General features: G+C 64.8%; 14 protein-coding genes and 1 pseudogene. 3 read left to right on the forward strand and 12 right to left on the reverse strand.

Features of this window, described 5'->3' with window-relative positions; translation table 11 throughout:
- Positions 1-213: 213 nt before the first annotated feature.
- From ABWY06_RS23910 to ptsP, 5 genes are all read right to left on the reverse strand, one after another.
- Positions 214-594: an endonuclease domain-containing protein gene (locus ABWY06_RS23910; RefSeq protein WP_353928086.1), complete on the reverse strand. Its 381-nt coding sequence runs from the start codon at positions 592-594 to the stop codon at positions 214-216.
- Positions 595-699: 105 nt separating this feature from the next.
- Complete coding sequence (locus tag ABWY06_RS23915; protein WP_353928087.1) at positions 700-2,583, reverse strand: ExeM/NucH family extracellular endonuclease; 1,884 nt, start codon at positions 2,581-2,583, stop codon at positions 700-702.
- Positions 2,584-2,800: 217 nt separating this feature from the next.
- Complete coding sequence (locus tag ABWY06_RS23920; protein WP_353928088.1) at positions 2,801-4,528, reverse strand: PTS fructose-like transporter subunit IIB; 1,728 nt, start codon at positions 4,526-4,528, stop codon at positions 2,801-2,803.
- Between the two features lie 12 nt (positions 4,529-4,540).
- Complete coding sequence (gene pfkB / locus ABWY06_RS23925; RefSeq protein ID WP_353928089.1) at positions 4,541-5,488, reverse strand: 1-phosphofructokinase; 948 nt, start codon at positions 5,486-5,488, stop codon at positions 4,541-4,543.
- Positions 5,488-8,343 (reverse strand): phosphoenolpyruvate--protein phosphotransferase, encoded by a 2,856-nt coding sequence (gene ptsP / locus ABWY06_RS23930; RefSeq protein ID WP_353928090.1) that lies wholly within the window; start codon positions 8,341-8,343, stop codon positions 5,488-5,490. Before ptsP ends, pfkB begins: the two co-directional genes overlap by 1 nt.
- 172 nt (positions 8,344-8,515) lie before the next feature.
- Here ptsP and cra point away from each other — a divergent pair, with 172 nt between their 5' ends.
- Both cra and ABWY06_RS23940 read left to right on the forward strand, forming a co-directional pair.
- Positions 8,516-9,526, forward strand: coding sequence for a catabolite repressor/activator (cra, locus tag ABWY06_RS23935; RefSeq protein WP_353928139.1), 1,011 nt, complete (start codon positions 8,516-8,518; stop codon positions 9,524-9,526).
- Positions 9,526-10,311 carry a TatD family hydrolase gene (locus ABWY06_RS23940; RefSeq protein WP_353928140.1) on the forward strand — a complete coding sequence of 262 codons (786 nt, stop codon included), beginning with the start codon at positions 9,526-9,528 and terminating at the stop codon, positions 10,309-10,311. The genes cra and ABWY06_RS23940 overlap by 1 nt, the downstream gene beginning before the upstream one ends.
- 27 nt (positions 10,312-10,338) lie before the next feature.
- Here ABWY06_RS23940 and ABWY06_RS26005 read toward each other — a convergent pair whose 3' ends face one another.
- The 5 genes and pseudogenes from ABWY06_RS26005 to ABWY06_RS23960 all read right to left on the reverse strand — a co-directional run bounded on the left by ABWY06_RS26005 (position 10,339) and on the right by ABWY06_RS23960 (position 16,489).
- Positions 10,339-11,052, reverse strand: coding sequence for a methyl-accepting chemotaxis protein (locus ABWY06_RS26005; RefSeq protein WP_502948245.1), 714 nt, complete (start codon positions 11,050-11,052; stop codon positions 10,339-10,341).
- 144 nt (positions 11,053-11,196) lie between these two features.
- Positions 11,197-12,336, reverse strand: a pseudogene (locus ABWY06_RS26010) (HAMP domain-containing protein); the annotation flags it as partial.
- A 343-nt stretch (positions 12,337-12,679) separates the two neighbouring features.
- A complete protein-coding gene (gene ampE, locus ABWY06_RS23950) occupies positions 12,680-13,516 on the reverse strand; it encodes a regulatory signaling modulator protein AmpE (protein WP_353928092.1) in 837 nt (278 codons plus the stop codon).
- On the reverse strand, positions 13,513-14,076 hold the full coding sequence (gene ampD / locus ABWY06_RS23955) for a 1,6-anhydro-N-acetylmuramyl-L-alanine amidase AmpD (RefSeq protein ID WP_353928093.1): 564 nt from the start codon (positions 14,074-14,076) through the stop codon (positions 13,513-13,515). Before ampD ends, ampE begins: the two co-directional genes overlap by 4 nt.
- Before the next feature lie 115 nt (positions 14,077-14,191).
- Complete coding sequence (locus ABWY06_RS23960; RefSeq protein ID WP_353928094.1) at positions 14,192-16,489, reverse strand: DUF1631 domain-containing protein; 2,298 nt, start codon at positions 16,487-16,489, stop codon at positions 14,192-14,194.
- Between the two features lie 306 nt (positions 16,490-16,795).
- Between ABWY06_RS23960 and nadC the strand changes: the two genes are divergently transcribed.
- On the forward strand, positions 16,796-17,644 hold the full coding sequence (nadC, locus tag ABWY06_RS23965; protein ID WP_353928095.1) for a carboxylating nicotinate-nucleotide diphosphorylase: 849 nt from the start codon (positions 16,796-16,798) through the stop codon (positions 17,642-17,644).
- Positions 17,645-17,787: 143 nt separating this feature from the next.
- Here the strand turns inward: nadC and tfpZ are convergent, their stop codons facing one another.
- Positions 17,788-18,522 carry a TfpX/TfpZ family type IV pilin accessory protein gene (gene tfpZ / locus ABWY06_RS23970; protein WP_353928096.1) on the reverse strand — a complete coding sequence of 245 codons (735 nt, stop codon included), beginning with the start codon at positions 18,520-18,522 and terminating at the stop codon, positions 17,788-17,790.
- Positions 18,523-18,683: 161 nt separating this feature from the next.
- Positions 18,684-19,265, reverse strand: coding sequence for a pilin (locus ABWY06_RS23975; protein ID WP_353928097.1), 582 nt, complete (start codon positions 19,263-19,265; stop codon positions 18,684-18,686).
- Between the last annotated feature and the right edge of the window lie 133 nt (positions 19,266-19,398).

Here is a 19,398-nt window from a genome sequence, read left to right on the forward strand (position 1 = left end):
AAAGGGTCAGGGTGAGGGGGACGGCTTATCGCAGGCGACCAGGCTGCGAACGCTAGCCGAACTGCGCCAGACCTGCCCCTCACCCCAGCCTTCTCCCGGCGGGAGAGGGGGCAGATCGGTGTGGTGCTTGAGCACTGCGGCCTGGGCAGTGAGCGCCAGCAGAACCCCGCAGGACAAGCCGCTCCCACGCATCCCCTCTCCCTGGGGAGAGGGTCAGGGTGAGGGGAACGGCCCCCGTGCTTGCCGCAAGATCTCGGCCAACACCTCGGGCAACGCCTGCAGCACCTCCAGGTTGCTGAAGCGGATCAGACGGATACCCTGCGCGCGCAGATAATCGCTGCGCAGTTGGTCGTGGCGCAGTCCTTCAACGCTGAAATGCTGCCCACCATCCAACTCCACCGCGAGCTTCAAGGCTACACAATAGAAATCGAGAATATAGGGAGGCCAGGGGTGCTGGCGACGAAACTTCAACCCGTGCAGGCGCCGATTGCGTAACTGCCGCCAGAGCAATGCCTCGCACTCGGTTTGCTGCTCGCGCAGCTGACGAGCAAAGTGCAATTGCCCGGGACGTACCGGCGGTCGGTCACGCGGCATGGCTTCACATCCTTGTGAATTACCTGAAGGCTCTGCGCGCTCAACGCGTCGCCGGCTAACCAGCATCTGCGGCCTGGGCCCCTTCAGCCCCTTACAAACGCAACCTTAACGCCGACCCAGGTCCAGACCAATCACCAGCGGATCATGGTCCGAACCCCGGTAGGGTTCGGCGTTATACAACAGCGTCTGCTGGCGCGGGGTCTTGAACTCGGTGTTGTAGTCCAGCACCCGCGGCTCGTCGGCGTTGATATGCCACTCCGCGGCGCCACGGACCTGTGCCGCCAGGCTGGGGCTGGCCAAACCATGGTCGAGGTAGCCGGACTGGCCGTCGAACACGTAAGAGTAGCCCTTGCCCACTCCGGCATGACGGGCCACCAGGTCCTGGTACCCGGCGGCACGAATCAGCGTGACCGGGTCTTCCTGGGCATAGGCGTTGAGGTCACCGACGATCAGCACATCCACGTCGCGGGCACGGGTCGGGTCCTTCGCCAGCCAGTCGACCAAGGCTTGCGCCGCGCGCGTACGGGTCAGGTTGCAGTTGCCCTGACCGTCGCCCTTGTCCGGATCAGCCACGTCGGCGCAGCTGGAACCCTTGGACTTGAAGTGGTTGACCGCCAGGGTGAAGCGCTCGCCCGTGTCACGCTCGCGGAAGGTCTGGGCCAGCGCCACGCGGTTCTTGCCGTCATTGAAACGGGCATCAACCTTATGGTCCAGCAAGGCCGCCGACTGGTGCGGCAACGCACGGTCACGCCGGTAGATCAGGCCCACGGCGATCTCGTCGCTGCCCAGGCGCTCCACACCGGGATCGACAAAGGCGAAACGCTGGCCACGGGGCAGTGCGGCATTGAGCCCGGCCACCAGGTCGGCGATGGCGCTGGTGGCGCCGTAGCCGTCGTTCTCGATTTCCATCAACCCGACCACGTCGGCCCGCGACGCCAGGATCGCGGCGATCAGCTTGGCCCGCTGACGCTGGAACTCCTCGGCGGTGTGAGCGCCGCGGGAGGTGGGGAAGCCGGCCCCCAGTCCGTCGCCATTGAAATAGTTGAGCACGTTGAAACTGGCCACGCGCAGGCGCCCGTCGAGTCGCGGCGGTTCGGCCGGGCGCGGATTGCTCGGCAGGAAGTTCGGTGTGATCAGCGGCTGGACCCGGTAACGGCCAATGGCGAAGTCCAGTACCCCTTCGATGCCGCTGGCCTGATCGCCCACCCGCAAACTGTTGTAGGCGCTCAATTCCGGTGCCGGGTAGCGCACCGGATCGGGATTCTGGCCACTGCGGCCATCGTCCAGCAACAGCTGATTGAGGGCATTGCGGGCCTGCAGCGCGAGCGCCGGAGCGCCGGGCAGGACCTGGTTGGTCGGTACCATCAAGCGGCCGCCGGACGCCAGCAACACCTCGCCATAACGGCCGAGGTTGTAGACCTCGGTCACCGTCAGCGTCTGCGGCAGCAGCACCCGCATGCCCTCATAAGGCTCCAACGTCTCGATACCGGCCAATGGCAGTTGCAGCACGGCGGCACTCGGCAACGCCTGGCCTGCGGCGAGGACGCTGACCTGCAAGGTTCCTGCCAGCTGGGTCAGGCCGTTGAACTCACGCACCTGGCCACTGACCCGCACCCGGTCCCCGACCTGCACCGGCGTGCCGCTACCGCCGTCGTAGACGAACAGGCCTTCGGAGGTCAGCGGATCGGCATCCACTTGCTGATCAGGGCTTTGCAGGTAAAACCCTTTCAGCTCGCCGGCCCCCTGAAAGTCACCGACCACGACCCCCTCGACCGTGACCTGTTGGCCGACCAGCGGACTGGCGGCGCCAGACCCCTGGACCTGGTAAATCGCACGCGGGCCGGCATCGCCGGCCGCCAGTGTTTCCAACACCTGTTGGGCGCCACCGATATCGGTGCTGTTGCCCGCCTGGGCGGACAGGCCCAACAACGCAGCGCTGCCAAGCAAGGCCAGCTGCACGGCGAAGCGCAGGGAAGGGGTATGACTCATGGATGGTTCTCCGATCAAGACGATTTCAAAGCAACTGCCTGGGAGAACCGCGACGCCATGGATGACGCAGAATGCCGATACGTCCCTGTCGTGTCGCCAATGCACAACGACTCCAGCCCGGGATCCGACCCGGGCTCGTGGAGCCATTGTTTTTAGTTGACCAGCATGACAAGAAAATGACCAGCCGAGAAAAAGTTCTGTAAGACCCCGACGGGCCTTAACCCTCCGCCAGCTCGGCCACGGGTGCCATGCTGCGCTTTAGCAGCGCATAGAGCACACCGGTCAGCAGGCTGCCGGCCACGATCGCCAGCCCGTACCACAGGGCGTGGTTGATCGCGTTGGGAATCAGCAACACAAACAGGCCGCCGTGGGGCGCCATCAGCTTGCAGCCGAAGTACATCGACAGGGCACCGGTCAGCGCACCACCGGCCACACTGGCCGGAATTACCCGCAGCGGGTCCTTGGCAGCGAAGGGAATCGCCCCCTCGGAGATAAAGCACAAGCCCAGTACACCGGCAGCCTTGCCGGCATCGCGCTCGCGGGCATCGAACTTGCGCCGCGCCAACAGCGTGGCCAATGCCATGCCGATCGGCGGCACCATGCCGGCGGCCATGGTCGCCGCCATCGGTGCATAGCTCTGGGAGGCCAGCAGTCCCACGGAAAACGCATAGGCCGCCTTGTTGATGGGACCACCCAGGTCGACGCACATCATGCCGCCGAGCAACAAACCCAGCAGGATGGCGTTGGTGCTGCCCATGCCATCGAGGAAGGTGGTCAGGGCGACCAGCAACCCGGCCACCGGCTTGCCCACCAGGTAAATCATCACCAGGCCGGTGAACAGGCTGGCCAGCAGCGGGATCAACAGGATCGGCTTGAGCGCCTCGAGACTGGGCGGCAAGCGCAGTCCGCGGTTGAGCGCGCGCGCCGCGTAGCCGGCAAGGAAGCCGGCGATGATGCCACCGATAAACCCGGCGCCCAGGCTGCCCGCCAGCAGGCCACCGATCATGCCCGGCGCCAGGCCGGGACGGTCGGCGATGGAGTAGGCGATATACCCGGCCAGCAGCGGCACCATCAGCTTGAAGGCCGCCTCGCCACCGATCTGCATCAACGCGGCGGCCAAGCTGCCCGGCTCCTTGAACGCTTCGATGCCAAAGATAAAGGACAAGGCAATCAGCAAACCACCGGCCACTACCATCGGCAGCATAAAGGACACGCCCGTGAGCAGGTGCTGGTAAGGCCCGCTCGCGCCACCCGCCGTCGCGGCCACCGCCACCCCCTTGGCGAGGGGCGCCTGGACCTGGGCTTCGCCCAGGGCGCGTTCGAGCACCTGACGCGGTTGCTTGAGCGCCAGGCTGGTGCCGCACCGGAAAACTCGCTTGCCCGCGAAACGGGCCGTCTCCACCTCGATGTCGGTGGCCAACAGCACCACCTCGGCAGCCTCGATGTCCGCCGGTGTCAGCAGGTTGCGCACGCCGACCGAACCACGGGTTTCAACCGACAGTTCGTAGCCCAATTGGGTCGCTGCCTGCTGCAACGCCTCGGCAGCCATAAAGGTATGGGCCACCCCGGTGGGACAGGCGGTGACCGCCACCAGACGCGGGCGGTGCGCTGGGGCCGCGGCAAGGACGCTGGCCTGCAGCACTTCGGCCTGCTCGGCAGCGTCGCGCAGGAAACACTGCGGATCGGCCAGCGCCAGCGCCGGGGTCGACTGCACCAGGCGTTTACCGACGAACCGCTGCAGCGCCAACTCGCCAGTCTTGACCACCACCACCAGGTCGGCAGCGGCGATATCGGCATCGGTCAGTGGCGAGCCGATCGCCTGGGGGTCGTGTACCTCGACCCGGGTGGACCAGCCCAGGCGCTGGGCGGCGGCGTCCAGCAGGCGCGAACAGAGCACGCTGGTGACCCGGCCATTGGGGCAGGCAGTGAGAATCAGCAGGTTCATAGAGAAGGTCTCTTATTCTTGTGGGACGTTCGGTGCTAGCACTACGCCGGCCTGCAGATGCGCCAGCTGTTCCGGGTCCTGGATGCCAAAACCCAGCTGGGTCACGGCCTGGGCCGCCACCGCGGTGGCCAGGCGCAGGGTACGTTCGACCGGCCAGCCTTCGAGCAGACCGTGCAGGCTGGCCGCCAGCAGGGAATCCCCGGCGCCCACCGTGCTGCGCACCTCCACCTGAGGCGGGCGTGCCTGCAGGGCGAACCCCGGCCCATGCCAGTCGACGCCATCGCGGCCTCGCGACAGCAGCACATGCTCGATGCCGTCACGCTCACGCAGCGCGCGAACCGCCGCCCGCAGGCTCGGCAGCGAGCGGTCGACCAGGCCACAGGCCTCGGCCAGCTCCTCTTCATTGGGTTTGATCAGCCAGGGCGCCACGCCCAGACCGGCGCGCAGCGCATCGCCGCTGCTGTCCAGCGCCAGTCGCGGGCACAGGGTCTTGAGGACACGCAGCAGCTCGACAAACCAGTCCAGCTCCACACCGGGCGGTAAGCTGCCGGCCACCACCAGGGCGTCATACCCGGGGGCAATCTGCAGCAGGCGTTCCAGCAGTTGAGCGCGATGACTCGCCTCGACCCACGCGCCGCGGCCGTTGAGGTCGGTCACCCGCCCGTCGCGTTCCACCAGCTTGATATTGCTGCGGGTCTCCCCGGGCACCCGGACAAAGGCATCGACAAAATCGCGCCGGGCAAACAGCGCCTCGAACGGCGTCGCATTGGCGCTGCCCAGAAAGCCGCTGACGGTCACCTGGTGGCCGAGGTCGACCAGTACCTGGGCGACATTCAGGCCCTTGCCGGCCGCGGAGCAATGCTGTTCCTGGCTGCGGTTGAGTGTGCCAAGCTGCAGCGAGTCGAACCCTAGGGTCAGGTCCAGCGCCGGGTTCAAGGTCAGGGTCAGAATCCGCGCCATCAGCCCTGCTCCTCCACCAGGGTCCGCACGGCGGCCGCGTTCTCCAGGCCCAGGGCCCGCCGCGCCAGCCCTTGGCAGGCGGCCAGGTTCAGCGTCCGGATACGTGCCTTGACCTCGGCGATCCCCGGAATCGCCAGGCTCAACTCGTCGACCCCCAGCCCCACCAGCAGCGGCACCGCCAGCGGATCGGCGGCCAGCTCGCCGCAAACGCCGACCCACTTGCCCTGGGCATGGGCGGCGCGCACCGTCATGTCGATCAGTTGCAGCACCGCCGGGTGCAGGCCATCGGCCTGGGCAGACAGGATCGGATGGTCACGGTCGATGGCCAGGCAGTATTGGGTCAGGTCGTTGGTGCCAATGCTGAAAAAATCCACTTCCCGCGCCAACTGATGCGCCAGCAGCGCCGCCGACGGCACCTCGACCATGATCCCCAGCTGCAGGTCCTGCAGCGGTATTTCCGCGCGCAAGCGCAGTACCATGTCGCGGGCCTGGCGCCACTCGTCGAGGCCGCCGACCATGGGGAACATGATGCGCAGCGGTCGGTTGTCCGCCGCGCGCAACAGGGCACGCAGCTGGGTCTCCAGCAGCTCCGGACGTTGCAGGCACAGACGGATACCGCGCAGGCCCAGGTAAGGGTTGGCTTCCACCGGGATCGGCCAGTAGGGCAAGGGTTTGTCGCCACCCACGTCCAGCGTGCGCACCACCAGCGGGCGGCCTTGCAGGCCGTCGAACACCTGGCGGTAGTGCGCTTCCTGAATCGCCAGGTCGGGCGCCTGGGCATGGGCCATAAAGAGAAACTCGGTACGCAACAGACCGACGCCCTCGGCGCCCAGCTCCACTGCCCGCACCGCATCGGCGCTGTCGCCCAGGTTGGCGCAGACCTCCAGGCGATGGCCGTCCAGGGTCCGCGCCGGCTCGAAACGCTGCGCCATGGCCGACTGCAGCAGGCTGGCGCGGCGCTCACGGGCGCGTTCGGCCTGGGCCAGGGTCTGCGCGTCGGGCTGGAACACCCAGCGCCCACGCTGGCCATCCAGCAGAACGCTGTCGCCCGTGTTCAATTGCAGCACCAGGGGCCCGGCCCCGACCAATGCCGGGATACCCAGGGCGCGGGCGACTATGGCGCTGTGGGCGGTGGCGCCGCCGCGGGCCGTCAGGATGCCGGCTACCCGCCGCGGGTCCAGGCGCGCCACATCGGAAGGCCCCACTTCGTCCATGACCAGAATATACGGCTGCTCAGGCTCGGCCGTCTGGCCCAGGCCGCAGAGCTCGGCCAGCACCCGCCGACCGAGGTCGCGCAGGTCCGCAGCCCGTTCGGCCAGCAACGCATCTCCCAGACTGGCCTGGTGCAGTGCCGCCGCCTCGACGACTTCACCCCAGGCCGCCGCCGCGCTCTGGCCTTGGGCAATACCGCGATGGGCCTCCTCGAGCAGGGCCGGGTCCTCGAGCATTTCCAGGTGGGTGGCGAAGATGGCGCGAATCGCCTCGGCCTCGCTGCGTGCAATCAACCCCTGCAAGTCGCCGCGCACCTGGTCGAGGGCGCGCTGCAAGGCCTGCCGCTCCTCCAGGTCCGAGGCGCCGCGTAGCGGGAAATCGAAGATCGGCGGACGCGGCGCGTATACCGGCCCCATGGCGAACCCCGGGGCGGCGACAATGGCGGGCAGGACCTGTCCCACCTGGGGCGCCGAGAGACTGGCCGCACAGGCGGCCACAGCCAGCACGCCGGGCAGGGCGGCCAGCGCCTCGACCGCCTCGCCAAGGCCCTGTGCCACGGCGGCCACCAGTGCCGGTAGCGCTTCGGCGGCAATGCCCGGCTCGGCCAGGAACTCCAGCATCTGGCCCGCCCGCGCGCCTAGGCTCAGCAGCTTGCTCAAGCTCTTGGCCGACACCGCCGGACCGTCTTCCAGGCGCACCCGAATCTCGCCGTCGAACCCCTTGGCCAGTTGCGCCAGCTGTTGCGCCGGCCGCGCATGCAGGCCATGGGCATTGGCCAGCCGGACCTGCGCGGTCGGCCAGTCCGGCAGGGCCTCGCCGCCCAGTGCCTGCATCACCTGTTGCCGGTCCTGGGCCAGGCCGAGTGCCTGACCGTGTCCGGCGATCAGCACTTCACACAAACGCTCCAGCAGCGCCCGATGGGCTTCGCCACGACTGGCCAGGCAGAACAGCCCGAGCAGCGGCTGGCCAAGATGACGCAGCGGCCGGGCGGGGGTGACAAAGGCCAGGCCGGGCTGGCGCACCTGCTGTTCGCTGTGCAGCCACCAGAGGCCCTCGCCCAGCGGCAGTGCCTCGACTTGCTGCAGGACGGCGGCGAAGCCGTTGTCGACGCAGCCACCGCGACGCAACAGACGGGCACCGCGCCAGACCAATTCATCGAAGTCTTCCGCCGCCTCGCCCAGCCCGATCAGGCCCGGATCAAGCCGCAGCGCCTCTGGCGAGGCGTGCAGCACCTGCACCAACGCTTCGGCGCTGTCCGCCTGGCGCAGCGCCTCGGCCAGGTCGGTTTCGCCCAGGGCACGGGTCAGGATCTGCAGCAGGTGCAGGTGCTCGTCGGACTCGGCGGCGATACCGATGGCCAGGTAGACCTGCTGATCGGGGCCCCATTCCACGCCTTCGGGAAACTGCAGCAGGCACACCCCGGTACTCAGCACCTGATCACGGGTCTGCGGCGTGCCGTGGGGAATCGCGATACCTTGGCCGAGGAACGTCGAGCCCTGCGCCTCCCGCGCCTGCAACCCGTCCAGGTAGCCGGGGCTCACCCAGCCATCCTCATGCAGCGCCTGGGCCACCAGGCGCAAGGCACTGGCCTTGTCCGCCGCCACCTGGCCCATGCGCACCTGTCGCACTGTCAATTCGAGCATTGTCCTCTCCTGTGCGGCGCCTCTGCAGGCGCCCTTGGCTGCGCCGGATAGCCTCGGACACAGCCTAGCTGAATCGTTTCACCTAATAGGGACAAGGTACGCGATAATGCATAATCCGCAAAGCCCGGCCGTCGTCGACCGGCTGGCGGGCCCACGTACACAGGACAGCGCCTTGAAACTCAGCGATATCGCCCGCCTGGCCGGCGTTTCGGTCACCACCGCCAGTTACGTGATCAACGGCAAGGCCGTGCAGCGGCGCATCAGCGCGGCCACGGTGGCGCGGGTCCAGGCCGTGGTGCAGGCCCACGACTACCGCCCGGATGTCCAGGCGGCGGGGCTGCGTGGCGGGCAAACTCGCAGCCTGGGGTTTATCCTCCCGGACCTGGAAAACCCCAGTTACGCACGCTTGGCCAAATGCCTGGAACGGGGCGCCCGTGCCCGTGGGTATCAATTGCTGATCGCCAGTTCCGACGATCAGCCGGACACTGAGCGGCAGTTGCTCAACCTGTTTCGCGCGCGGCGCTGCGATGCCCTGATAGTCGCCAGCTGCCTGCCCGGCACGGACCACAGCTATCAGCGCCTGCAGGACGAGGGGCTGCCCGTGATCGCGGTCGACCGCGAACTGGACGCGGCGCGCTTCTGCTCGGTGGTCAGCGATGACCACGATGCCAGCCGGCACCTGACCCGCAGCCTGATGCAAGCGCCGTCGCGGCATATCGCCCTGCTCGGTGCCCGCCCGGAGCTGGTGATCAGCCAGGCGCGCAGCGCGGGCTTCCGCGAGGCCCTGGAGGGTTCGGCCAGCGAAGCGCTGCTGGAGCACGGCGAGGCCTTTAGCCGCGCCTGCGGACGACGCCTGATGGAACGCCTGCTGGAGCGCCTGGGCCACCTGCCCGACGCCTTGGTCACCACCGCCTACGTATTGCTGGAAGGGGTCTTCGACGTGCTCAAGGCCCACGGCGAGGTGTTCGACGGCGCTCCCGAGCGCTTGCGCCTGGGTACCTTCGGTGACACCCAGATGCTCGATTTCCTGCCCTTGCCGGTCAACAGCATGGCGCAGCAGCATGATGTGATCGCCGAGCAGGTGCTGCACCTGGCCCTGCTGGCCGTCGAACAGGGGCTGTACCGACCCGGCGTACAGGCGGTGCCACGGACCTTCAAAGAGCGGCGGACAGCGGCAGCATGATGGACCTGATCGATACCCACACCCACCTGGATTTCCCCGAGTTCGATGCAGACCGTGACGCGGTGCTTGCCAACAGCCAGGCGCTGGGCGTGCGACGGCTGGTGGTGCTGGGTGTTTTCCAGGACAACTGGCAGCGACTATGGGACCTGGTGCAGCAGCGGGATGGCCTGTACGCCGCGTTCGGCCTGCACCCGGTCTACCTGCACCAGCATCGACCCGAGCACCTGAGCGAACTGCGCCAGTGGCTGCAGCGCCTGGCGGGCCACCCACGGCTGTGCGCGGTGGGCGAGTTTGGCCTGGACCACTATGTGGCGGGCCTGGACCACAACGCCCAGCAGCGGCTGTTCGAGGCGCAGCTGCAATTGGCCGCCGAGTTCGAGCTGCCCGCCCTGCTACACGTGCGCCGCGCCCACGCCGCCACCATCGCCACCCTGAAGCGCTATCGGCTGAAACGCGGAGGAATCGTGCACGCCTTCAGTGGCAGTCGCGAGGAAGCCCGCGAATACGGCAAATTGGGCTTCAAGCTGGGCCTGGGCGGCGCCGCCACCTGGCCCCAGGCGTTAAGGCTGAGACGGGTGCTGCCGGGGCTGGACCCGGACAGCCTGGTGCTGGAGACCGATGCACCGGACATGGCCCCGGCCATGTACCCGCAGCAGCGCAACAGCCCGGCGCATTTGCCCGCGATCTGCCACGCCCTGGCCGAGGTGATCGGCATCAGTGCCGAGGCGCTGGCCGCGATCAGCAGCCGCAATGCCCGCAGGCTGTTCAACTGGCCCCAGGACTGACCGCCAGCCGTACCAGCACGCGCGACCCTATACGCGAAAGGCGCCGATCAGCTGTTTCAGCTGCGCCACCAGCCCCGACAATTCGCGGCTGGCCTGCTCGGCCTGACCGGCGCCCTCGGCGGTGCGCTCGCCCGCCCGGTTGATCTCGACGATGTTCTGGTCGATGTCATGGGCCACGGCGGTCTGCTGTTCCGCCGCGGCGGCGATCTGCTGGTTCTGGTCGACGATCATGCCCACCGCCCCGAGGATGTTCTCCAACGCCTGCTGCACCTTGCCCGACTCGTTGACCGTACCGTCCGCCATCTGGTGGCTGACGCCCATGGTCTTGACCGCCGCGCCCACGCCGCCGTGCAGCTTGGCGATCATCTGCTCGATCTGCTCGGTGGACTGCTGGGTACGCTTGGCCAGGTTACGTACCTCGTCGGCGACCACCGCAAAACCACGGCCTTGTTCGCCGGCGCGCGCGGCCTCGATGGCGGCGTTCAACGCCAGCAGGTTGGTCTGCTCGGCGATGCCCTTGATCACATCCAGCACCTGGCTGATGGAGGCGCTGTCGGCCGCCAGCTGATTGATCACCAGCACCGACTGGTCGATCTCGTTGGCCAGACGCTGGATGCTGCCCACCTGCGACTCGACCAAAGCCCGCCCGTTGACGGTCTCCAGGTTGACGCTCTGGGCACTGCCCACCGCCGCGGCGGCGCTGCGCGCCACCTCCTGGGCAGTGGCGGACATCTGGTTCATGGCGGTGGCGACCTGGTCGATCTGTCCCAACTGGCCGGCAACCGCCTGGTTGCTTTCGCCGGCGATCAATTCCACCCGCTCGGCCTGTCGCTCGACCTCGACCACGGTCTGTCCAACACGCTCGATCAGGTCGTGGATCTTGCGCACGGTCTCGTTGAAGACCTGGCCCAACTCACCCAGCTCATCGCGACTCTGCGCCTTGAAGCTCACGGTCATGTCGCCCGCGGCGACCTTGTCCATCACCAGGCCCAGGCTGCGCAGGGTGCTGCGGGTCGAGACGTAGAACGCCCCGTAGAGGTAGAAAATCAGCAGAAAAACCAGTCCCAACGCCACCATCAGCACAACCATCTGCGTGCGGTTCTGCACCAGGCGCGCCTGCAATTGCTGATCCAGCAACTGCAGGGCGGAATCGTTGAGCTGGTAGGTCTGCTCCATCAGGGCGCTGACCGACTCGAAAAACTGCGGCCAGGGGGTGTCCAGGGTGTCGGCAATCACCACCCGGTCCTCGAACAGGCTGGCACCGGCCTTCAAACTGTCCTGACTGGCCTTAGCCTGCGCCTCCAGCGCCTGGCGCGCAGCAGGGCTGCCATTGAGCGCGGTCTCCAGGCTCAGGCCGTAGTCGGCGTGAAGCTTTTCCAGCTCCAGCAGCAACTCGTCGAAGGCGGTACTGGACGCGGAGTTGAGAAACCCCTGCCCCAGCGAGTAGGCGCCCATGGCGCGCCCTTCGCTCAGTTTCGAGGTCACCAGAGGGGTTGCCGTGGTGATCAACTCGGTGGTCTGGCGCACTTCCCGTTCCGGGTCCTGACTCAAGCCCGCCTGGCCGGCCACCAGCCTGATAAAGACCTGGGCATTGCCCAGCAGTTTTTCCACCAGGGCCGTTTTACTTTGCAGGGAGGTTTCCGCCTTGGCCGCCTGCAAGGCCGCCTGCATCTCGTCGCGTTTGGCGTTGAATTCCTCAACCTGGGTTGGATCATCCGTCACCGGCACCAGGGCTTTCAGGGCGGTATCCAGCTCCTGCTCGGCCCGCGCGATACGCGCTTCGAGGTCCCCACCCTGACCGGACTGACCGAGCACCACGTTGATCTCCACCAGGTCGCTGAGGTTTTCCAGATCGCGCCGCAAACCCAGGCTGGCCCCCAGCAAATCCAGGCTGTCCAGTTCGGCCCGGGTGCCTACGAACTGCTGATAGGCATCGCGCACCAGGTAATAATTGGTGACCAGCATCGGCAGCAAAAACAGGACGCTGATCAGGCTGAATTTCATTGCAAAACTAAGGCGATTCATCAGCGCGATGGCCGGATACAGCAGGGTCTTCACTAGACGACTCCTCTTTTTATTGTGGTGTACCGGCGAGAACCGACGCTCAAGCCTGAGGCTTGGGCGCGCGAAACACTCGTATAAGCCGACCCGCGGTGGGCCGATCAAGGCGCCCGATAACGCCGTATCAACCAGCGCAATATCACTGAGCCATGAACGACGGGCTACGCCTGTATACCCGATATCGACCCGAGGCTCTGTAACTTAAGGTTAAGGTGAGCAGCCAGCAGGCCCGATTATCGGGCTGCCGCATCGACCGTTCTGGTCTTCGGGCAAGACTAGTCGATGGGGCAGCAGCCAGGGGATGCGCTTAGAGCAACAGGGTCCAGAGGGCAAACACCGCGTACCAGAGCATCGCCGCACGCACCAGCAGTTGCCAGAGCTCATCCAAACTGGCGACCCCCGTCTCGTCCAGCGTCGGCTCGGGCAAGCCGGTGGCGGCACGCCCGGCGCTGGCGACCAGGCGGGGCGCATCCAGCTCCCAGCTCAGCAGGTCCTGCAGCAATGCCCGGCCCACCGCAACGAAATTGCCCACCAGCGCGAAGCTCGCCGCCAAGGCGCGGGCCGGCAGCCAGTCCAGGGCATGCCGCAGCCGATCGGCTCGCTCGCGCAAGCCAGGCTCACGGGCGTGCTCAGCCGTCATGGCGAGCAGACGGTAGGCCAGGGCCACCAGGGGACCCAGCAAGGCGTACCAAAAAATCACCGCGAAAAAACTCTGGTACGCCTGCCACACCAGATAACCTTGGACGTCCAGCAGCAAGCCTCGCTCGTCGGCCGACGACAGGCCCAGGTCGCGCTCGGCAACATGGTAGACCGCCTGCCCATCACCCCGGCGCCAGGCATCACGCAAAGGCCCCAGGGCAGCCAACAGGTCGCCACGTCCCAGGCTGTAAACCAGTACCGCCAAGTGAACTGGCAGCAACAGCCAACCGTAGGCCAAAGGCTTGAGCAGGAGGATCAGCAGGCCCAGCAGCAGCACCGGCAACAGCACCAGCCAAAACAACCCACCCCAGGCCAGTGACGCACTCGACGCCCCGTTCTCGACCCGCGCCAACTGGCGCAGCCAAGGGCCATCGTGCTGAATGCGCCGACGCCAGGCGGACATTTTCTCCACCCAGATCATCAGCAGAAGCACCAGGAAACTCATACCACCTCCTTGCCGGTCGACAATGCGTTACGCACGTAGCCCCAGTCGAACGCCGGGCCTGGATCGGTCTTGCGTCCAGGCGCGATATCACTGTGACCGCAGATGCGTGCCAGCGTGATCGCCGGATAAGCCCTTTGCAAGCACCTGGTCAACGCGATCAACGCTCGGTACTGAGCATCGGTGAACGGCAGCTCGTCCGTTCCTTCCAACTCGATGCCCAGGGAAAAGTCATTGCAGTTCTCCCGCCCCTCGAATTGGGACTGACCAGCATGCCAGGCCCGCTGAAGGCAGGAGACGAACTGTATGAGTTGACCGTCCCGCTCGATCAGGAAGTGCGCGGACACTTTCAGCGCAGCGATCTGCGCAAAATAGGGATGAGCCTCGATCATCAGCCGGTTCTGGAAAAACGCCAGCACCTCACCACCACCGAACTGACCGGGGGGCAGGCTGATGTTGTGCAGCACCAACAGGGATATTTCCGCGAACGGACGCTCATTGAAGTTCGGCGAGGGGCAATGACGAACGTCCTGACACCAACCGGTAGCTGGATCAACCTGCATGCGTAACCCTCCTGCGTCACACCCTGCCGAGCCCTCTTCAAGGCGCGCGGCTCGTAGCCAAAACAACAACGCCCGGCACTGAGGCCGGGCGTCGCTATTTTACCTCAGCGCGGTATCAGGCGCCTTTAAGCCGACGCAGGTTGCCAATCACCGACTCCAGCGCCCGGTCGAACAACAGGGCGTCATCCAGCAAGCGAATAGCGCCGCGGCGGAACTCGACGGCCAGCCCGGTACGGGTTTTTTCCAGCACCTTCATGCCGGTACGGTTGACGAAGACGTACTTGCCGGTGGGTTTGATCATCGCGGCCAGTTTGCAGCGCAGCTTATGATCCTCGTCCTCCTGGAACTCGACCCAGCTGCCCACGCGCAGGTTATCCACTTCCAGCAGCGCTGCGTCATCATCCGGCAGCGCCACTTCAGGCTCGGCCAAACGCGTTTCACCGGGTGCCAGCAGGACAATCTCCTCGACCACCTCGATCATCGCCGGTGGCTCGACAAACACGTCGGCCTCGGCGCTCGAGTCCGCAACCTCGTGCACCTCCAGGTCATCGCCCAACAAGCTGTCCGTGTCCGCCAGAACCTCAACCGGTTCGTTGACCATGGGCCGCTTGAAGCGCTGGAAAGCCTGGACGTGCAAGGCCTCCAGCTGACCGAAGAATTCGCTGGTGGAGAACGGATCGAAGGCCGCGCTGGTCATGCCCTCGCGCAACCCCTTGAGCAGTCCCGGCACCAGCTCCAGCAGGCGCAGACGGGCTTCCGGATCCTCGTGGGGCTCGACGCTCCAGACCAGGTCATCCATGGTGTCGAGGGCGGCCAGCCACTCGGCTGACTCGGTGCCGTGTTTCAGGCAGGTCAGCATCAACACCTTGCTCCAAGCTTCCTGGAGCAGACGCACCACCACTTCCGGCAAGGTTCTGCCAAGCAGACGTTCGTTAAGGGCTTGCTCGACCTGACGCCGTGCCAACTCGGCCTTGGCACTGCCTTCCTCGGCATCCCGAGTGCGTTGCTCGAGCAACTCACTGCGCCGACGCTCGTCGCCGGTAAAGGCCAGGAACTCGGTCAGCAACTCGGAAAAAATACTGGGGTCATCGACGAAGTCATGCAGCAGACGCTGCACCACGTGCTCGATCTTCTGGTACAGGGTGTCGCGCTGGGTATGGTCCTGCTCGCCCCAGCCCAGGGAGGCTGCCGCGATCTCATTGAGCAGGCGGCGTGCCGGATGGCTGCCACGGCTGAAAAAAGTTTTGTCCAGCACCGCGACCTTGAGCATCGGGATCTGCAACCGGCCAATCAACGCCTTGAGCGAATCCGGCAGGGTGCGGTCATCGAGAATGAACTCGAACAACATGGACACTAGGTTGATCACATCTTCATCGACTTCGCCAACCACGCGGGCCTTGCCACTCTTGGCGCTGGCGCGGGTCAGCAGGTTTTCCAACTGGTTACGCAGATCGAACTCATCGGTATCGACCTGCACGGGCAACCGTTGCTGCATATGCGACAACAGGCGCATCAGGTCGTTGCTGGAGATCGGCATGGCATCGGCCGGGGAGGTGCGTTGCGACAGGCCCGCATAACCGACGCCGCGAACTTGCGACAGCAGTTCCTGCAGGACACCGAAGACTTCCTGCACACTTTCTTCGCTGTATCCGCCCTCGCCCGCCTGGCCGCCACGCGTACCCGCCGAGCTGGCGCGGCTAGGGTTACGCCGCGGCGGCGCGGATTTCAGCTCTGGCAGCACGCCGGTCTCAATCAACAACTGATTGGTTTCGGCGTACAGTTGATCAAGGTCGCCCAAGACGTATTTTTCGAACAGCTTGAGGATGATCAGCTTGACCTTGATCTCGACGCCCAGGCTGCTGCAGGCCGCGAGGAAGTACTCGCACAGGAGCGTCGGGCCCAAGGGGTTGGTCTTGTCGTCCAGGCGTTTGCTGATCAGCACATTGAAACGCGAGGTCAAGTGCCCAATGGCCTGGCTGTCGCGACTCATCACCTTGGAGACCATGGTGTCGATGGCTACCGATTCTTCCAGGGCGTCGTTCTGCACCAGCGCGAGCGTGTCGAAAGACACGGCGTCAAGCGGTGGCGCTTTGCCAATTTCGTATTGATTAAGGGCCGCGAAAGCCTCGAAGACCTTCTGCAACATTCCCCGCTCGATGCTCTTGCGCTTGAGTCGCAGGTCGCGCATCGCCTCGAAAAAGGCATTCTGCTCGGCATTGCTGGTCGCACGGTCAGCCATCTCGAACAGAGTGTCGTCCGCGTTATCGAACAGGGCCTGTAGCGCCTGTTTAAGCTGCAGGGCAGCCTTGTCACGCACTTGAGTCAGCGCCACGGGCAGTCTTCCTACCGGCGAAGGGGGCGAGTGTTGTGGTGCCACCTTATTCAGGTGTACCACATTCGCGTCGGTCTTCATTACAAGTCTCCCGCAGACTGCCTTACAAGGTCTGCACAGCGATCAACGGACATCATCCGTAACGTCAAAGGCATGGCGTCAAATTGAGAAGGTAGAGTGATTATGAGACGAGGCTACCATCAACAGGATCTTAATTTCACCCAGACATGACCTGCGTCACAGTTGTTCCTCTCCAACCTCCCAACGGTATCCTGCGCATGACCAACGTAGCCGCCGGTCCAGCAGATCCCAACCCCTGCGCACCAATGGCACAGCGGCGCGGCGCGCCAAGCCTTATAATCGCCCGACTTTGATCCGGAGCCTAGCATGCCCAACCTGATTCTTGCCGACCTGAGTGCTGAAATCGACGCCAATGTGCGTCGTGCCCTGAGCGAAGACCTGGGCAGCGGCGATCTGACCGCGCAGTTGATCCCCGCCGATCGCCTCGCCCACGCCCGGGTGATCACCCGGGAAGCCGCGGTGATTTGTGGCAGCGCCTGGGTCGATACGGTGTTTCGCCAGTTGGATCCGCGGGTGGCCGTGCACTGGCAAGTGGCCGACGGCGAGCGAGTCGAGGCCGATCAGGTGCTGTTCACCCTGCAAGGTCCGGCGCGGGCGCTGCTCAGTGGCGAGCGCAGCGCGCTGAATTTCCTGCAGACGCTGTCCGGCGTCGCCAGTCGTTGCAGGAGTTACGCTGACCTGGTCGATGACACCGGGGTCAAACTGCTGGATACGCGCAAAACCCTCCCGGGCCTGCGCCTGGCGCAGAAATACGCGGTCACCTGCGGCGGCTGCCATAACCACCGCATCGGCCTGTATGACGCCTTTCTGATCAAGGAAAACCATATCGCCGCTTGCGGTGGTATCGCCTCCGCGGTGGCTGCCGCCCGGCAGATTGCCCCAGGCAAGCCGGTGGAAGTCGAGGTGGAAAACCTGGATGAGTTAAAAGAAGCGCTGGATGCGGGCGCCGATATCGTCATGCTCGACGAGCTGTCACTGGCGGACATGCGCCTGGCGGTGGCCCTGACCCAGGGCCGCGCCAAGCTGGAAGCCTCGGGCGGTATCAACCAGGCGTCCTTGCGCCAGGTGGCCGAGACCGGCGTGGACTATATCTCCCTTGGCACCCTGACCAAGGATGTCAAGGCGGTGGATTTGTCGATGCGATTGAGCCTGTGAGCAGAACCGCAGCCGCGTCCGCCGCAAACACTCGGTAAAGGCTGGGCAATCCGGCGGTTGCGCCGATGACACCCGCGCCCCTAACGCTGCCAGATTGCAATCCACCAGCCCCCCACGTGCCAGAACACCGCCATGCCTGCCCGCTACTGCCAGGGCGCCAGATCGACAATGGCGATAACTGCCGCGGATTCTTTATCGATCAATACCACCATGGATTTTACCTTGGCCTTTAGCGGCAACCAGGCATTGGCCTTTGGCCATTCTTGCAACACGGCCTGAACCTTCGCGGCATCGTTGTAACGCTCCAACTGCTCCAGGGGAAAAGCGCGCTTACGCATGGCATCGGCCATTTCCACCAGTGGGCGGTACAGGTTCGGCCGCTGGGCGATATCGACGCCGGCCATTGCCGACTCCAACAGGATTTCCTGACGCTGCTCTGGATTGTCGGGAGAAACAGCACCAACCCAGCCTGGCCCGAACAGCGACGGGTGACGGTAGGGCTCTACCGCTGCGTCCAGTTTGCGCGCATCGATATCTATTACTTGTACCAGATCGAAACGATCGACGTTAAATACCAGCCAGGCGGGTCGTCCTTCGGACACGCTCCACAATCCGTAAGCCAGCGCACAAAGCTGCAGGACAGCAATAACGGTCAAATCGAAAACCAGGGATTTTTTCCCGACCTTGAACACTACCAGGGTCAGCAACGGCCCCAACACAACGTCGACCGCCAACAACAACAGGAAAATATCCGTAACCCCCACCGCCAGGTGCAGCGGCGCGGGGTACCAGAGTTTGAACACCAGCAGCACGACCAGAAACGCAATAAACGCCGACACGGTTAGGTGCAGCAGAAAAGCCTTGAGTCTTGCAGGCATAGAAATATTCCAAGCAATTCAACAGAATCGATAACTTAAACAAAGGATGCAGACAGCACAACGCCCGCAACCAGTGCGGGCGTTGTGTCAACAGCGTGCGGTTCCTGTCAAAGGTGCTGGTAGTGAGTCAACTCAACCAGCCCGCACACCCGTTGGGCAAATCAACCACGGCACTCGGCTGGTGCCAGGTTCATTGGCAGAGTCACGCCAGCAGGAGCGGTGATGCCGCTACCAGCTGGTGGCTGACGGGTGGCGGCGAAGCAGGTCCAAACGATCGGACCAGCTGGGCGAACGCCGTCGTCCAGAGGGGCGTTGTTGGCGCTAGGAACCAGTGCGATGACGTTGTTAGGAGCAGGGGATACACGGTCGCTGAAAGCGATGGTGATGGTACCAACAGCGTTATCGACGGTCAGAGTACGAACGTTGATCGAGCCCGCACCAGCGTTGTCACCCACCATCTGGGTGCAAGGAGCCGGGAGAATGCAAGGAACCGGTACTGCACCAACAGTAGCGATAGACGGGTAGCCAGTGGCCAGACCACCGGTAGCTGGCGGCATAACGTTGGCAGCGTTGTCAGCTACCAGGGTCTTGGCTTCGGCAGCCAACAGCAGGCCTTCAGAAACGCGCGAACGAGCAGTGTAATCCTGGTAAGCCGGCAGGGCGACGGCGGCCAAGATACCGATGATCGCAACCACGATCATCAATTCAATCAGGGTAAAACCCTTTTGCAGTTGAGCTTTCATTCAAGTGTCTCCTGGGACATGGGAAGGTCGTGTGACCTGACATAGATAAAGCAGATAGCGTGCCAGGTTTAAAAAAACGTCTAATCCCTGACCGGCTCCGCCTTAATTCATGGCTCACCGGGCCCGCTGACCT

Source organism: Pseudomonas sp. (assembly GCF_040514055.1).
Classification (GTDB): Bacteria; Pseudomonadota; Gammaproteobacteria; order Pseudomonadales; family Pseudomonadaceae; genus Aquipseudomonas.

Bases quoted from the DNA above. Each gene is read 5' to 3' on its own strand.
- ABWY06_RS23910 (WP_353928086.1), bottom strand. From the start codon at position 594: ATGCCGCGTGACCGACCGCCGGTACGTCCCGGGCAATTGCACTTTGCT.
- ABWY06_RS23915 (WP_353928087.1), bottom strand. From the start codon at position 2,583: ATGAGTCATACCCCTTCCCTGCGCTTCGCCGTGCAGCTGGCCTTGCTT.
- ABWY06_RS23920 (WP_353928088.1), bottom strand. From the start codon at position 4,528: ATGAACCTGCTGATTCTCACTGCCTGCCCCAATGGCCGGGTCACCAGC.
- pfkB (WP_353928089.1), bottom strand. From the start codon at position 5,488: ATGGCGCGGATTCTGACCCTGACCTTGAACCCGGCGCTGGACCTGACC.
- ptsP (WP_353928090.1), bottom strand. From the start codon at position 8,343: ATGCTCGAATTGACAGTGCGACAGGTGCGCATGGGCCAGGTGGCGGCG.
- ABWY06_RS23940 (WP_353928140.1), top strand. From the start codon at position 9,526: ATGGACCTGATCGATACCCACACCCACCTGGATTTCCCCGAGTTCGAT.
- ABWY06_RS26005 (WP_502948245.1), bottom strand. From the start codon at position 11,052: ATGAACCAGATGTCCGCCACTGCCCAGGAGGTGGCGCGCAGCGCCGCC.
- ampE (WP_353928092.1), bottom strand. From the start codon at position 13,516: ATGAGTTTCCTGGTGCTTCTGCTGATGATCTGGGTGGAGAAAATGTCC.
- ampD (WP_353928093.1), bottom strand. From the start codon at position 14,076: ATGCAGGTTGATCCAGCTACCGGTTGGTGTCAGGACGTTCGTCATTGC.
- ABWY06_RS23960 (WP_353928094.1), bottom strand. From the start codon at position 16,489: ATGAAGACCGACGCGAATGTGGTACACCTGAATAAGGTGGCACCACAA.
- nadC (WP_353928095.1), top strand. From the start codon at position 16,796: ATGCCCAACCTGATTCTTGCCGACCTGAGTGCTGAAATCGACGCCAAT.
- tfpZ (WP_353928096.1), bottom strand. From the start codon at position 18,522: ATGCCTGCAAGACTCAAGGCTTTTCTGCTGCACCTAACCGTGTCGGCG.
- ABWY06_RS23975 (WP_353928097.1), bottom strand. From the start codon at position 19,265: ATGAAAGCTCAACTGCAAAAGGGTTTTACCCTGATTGAATTGATGATC.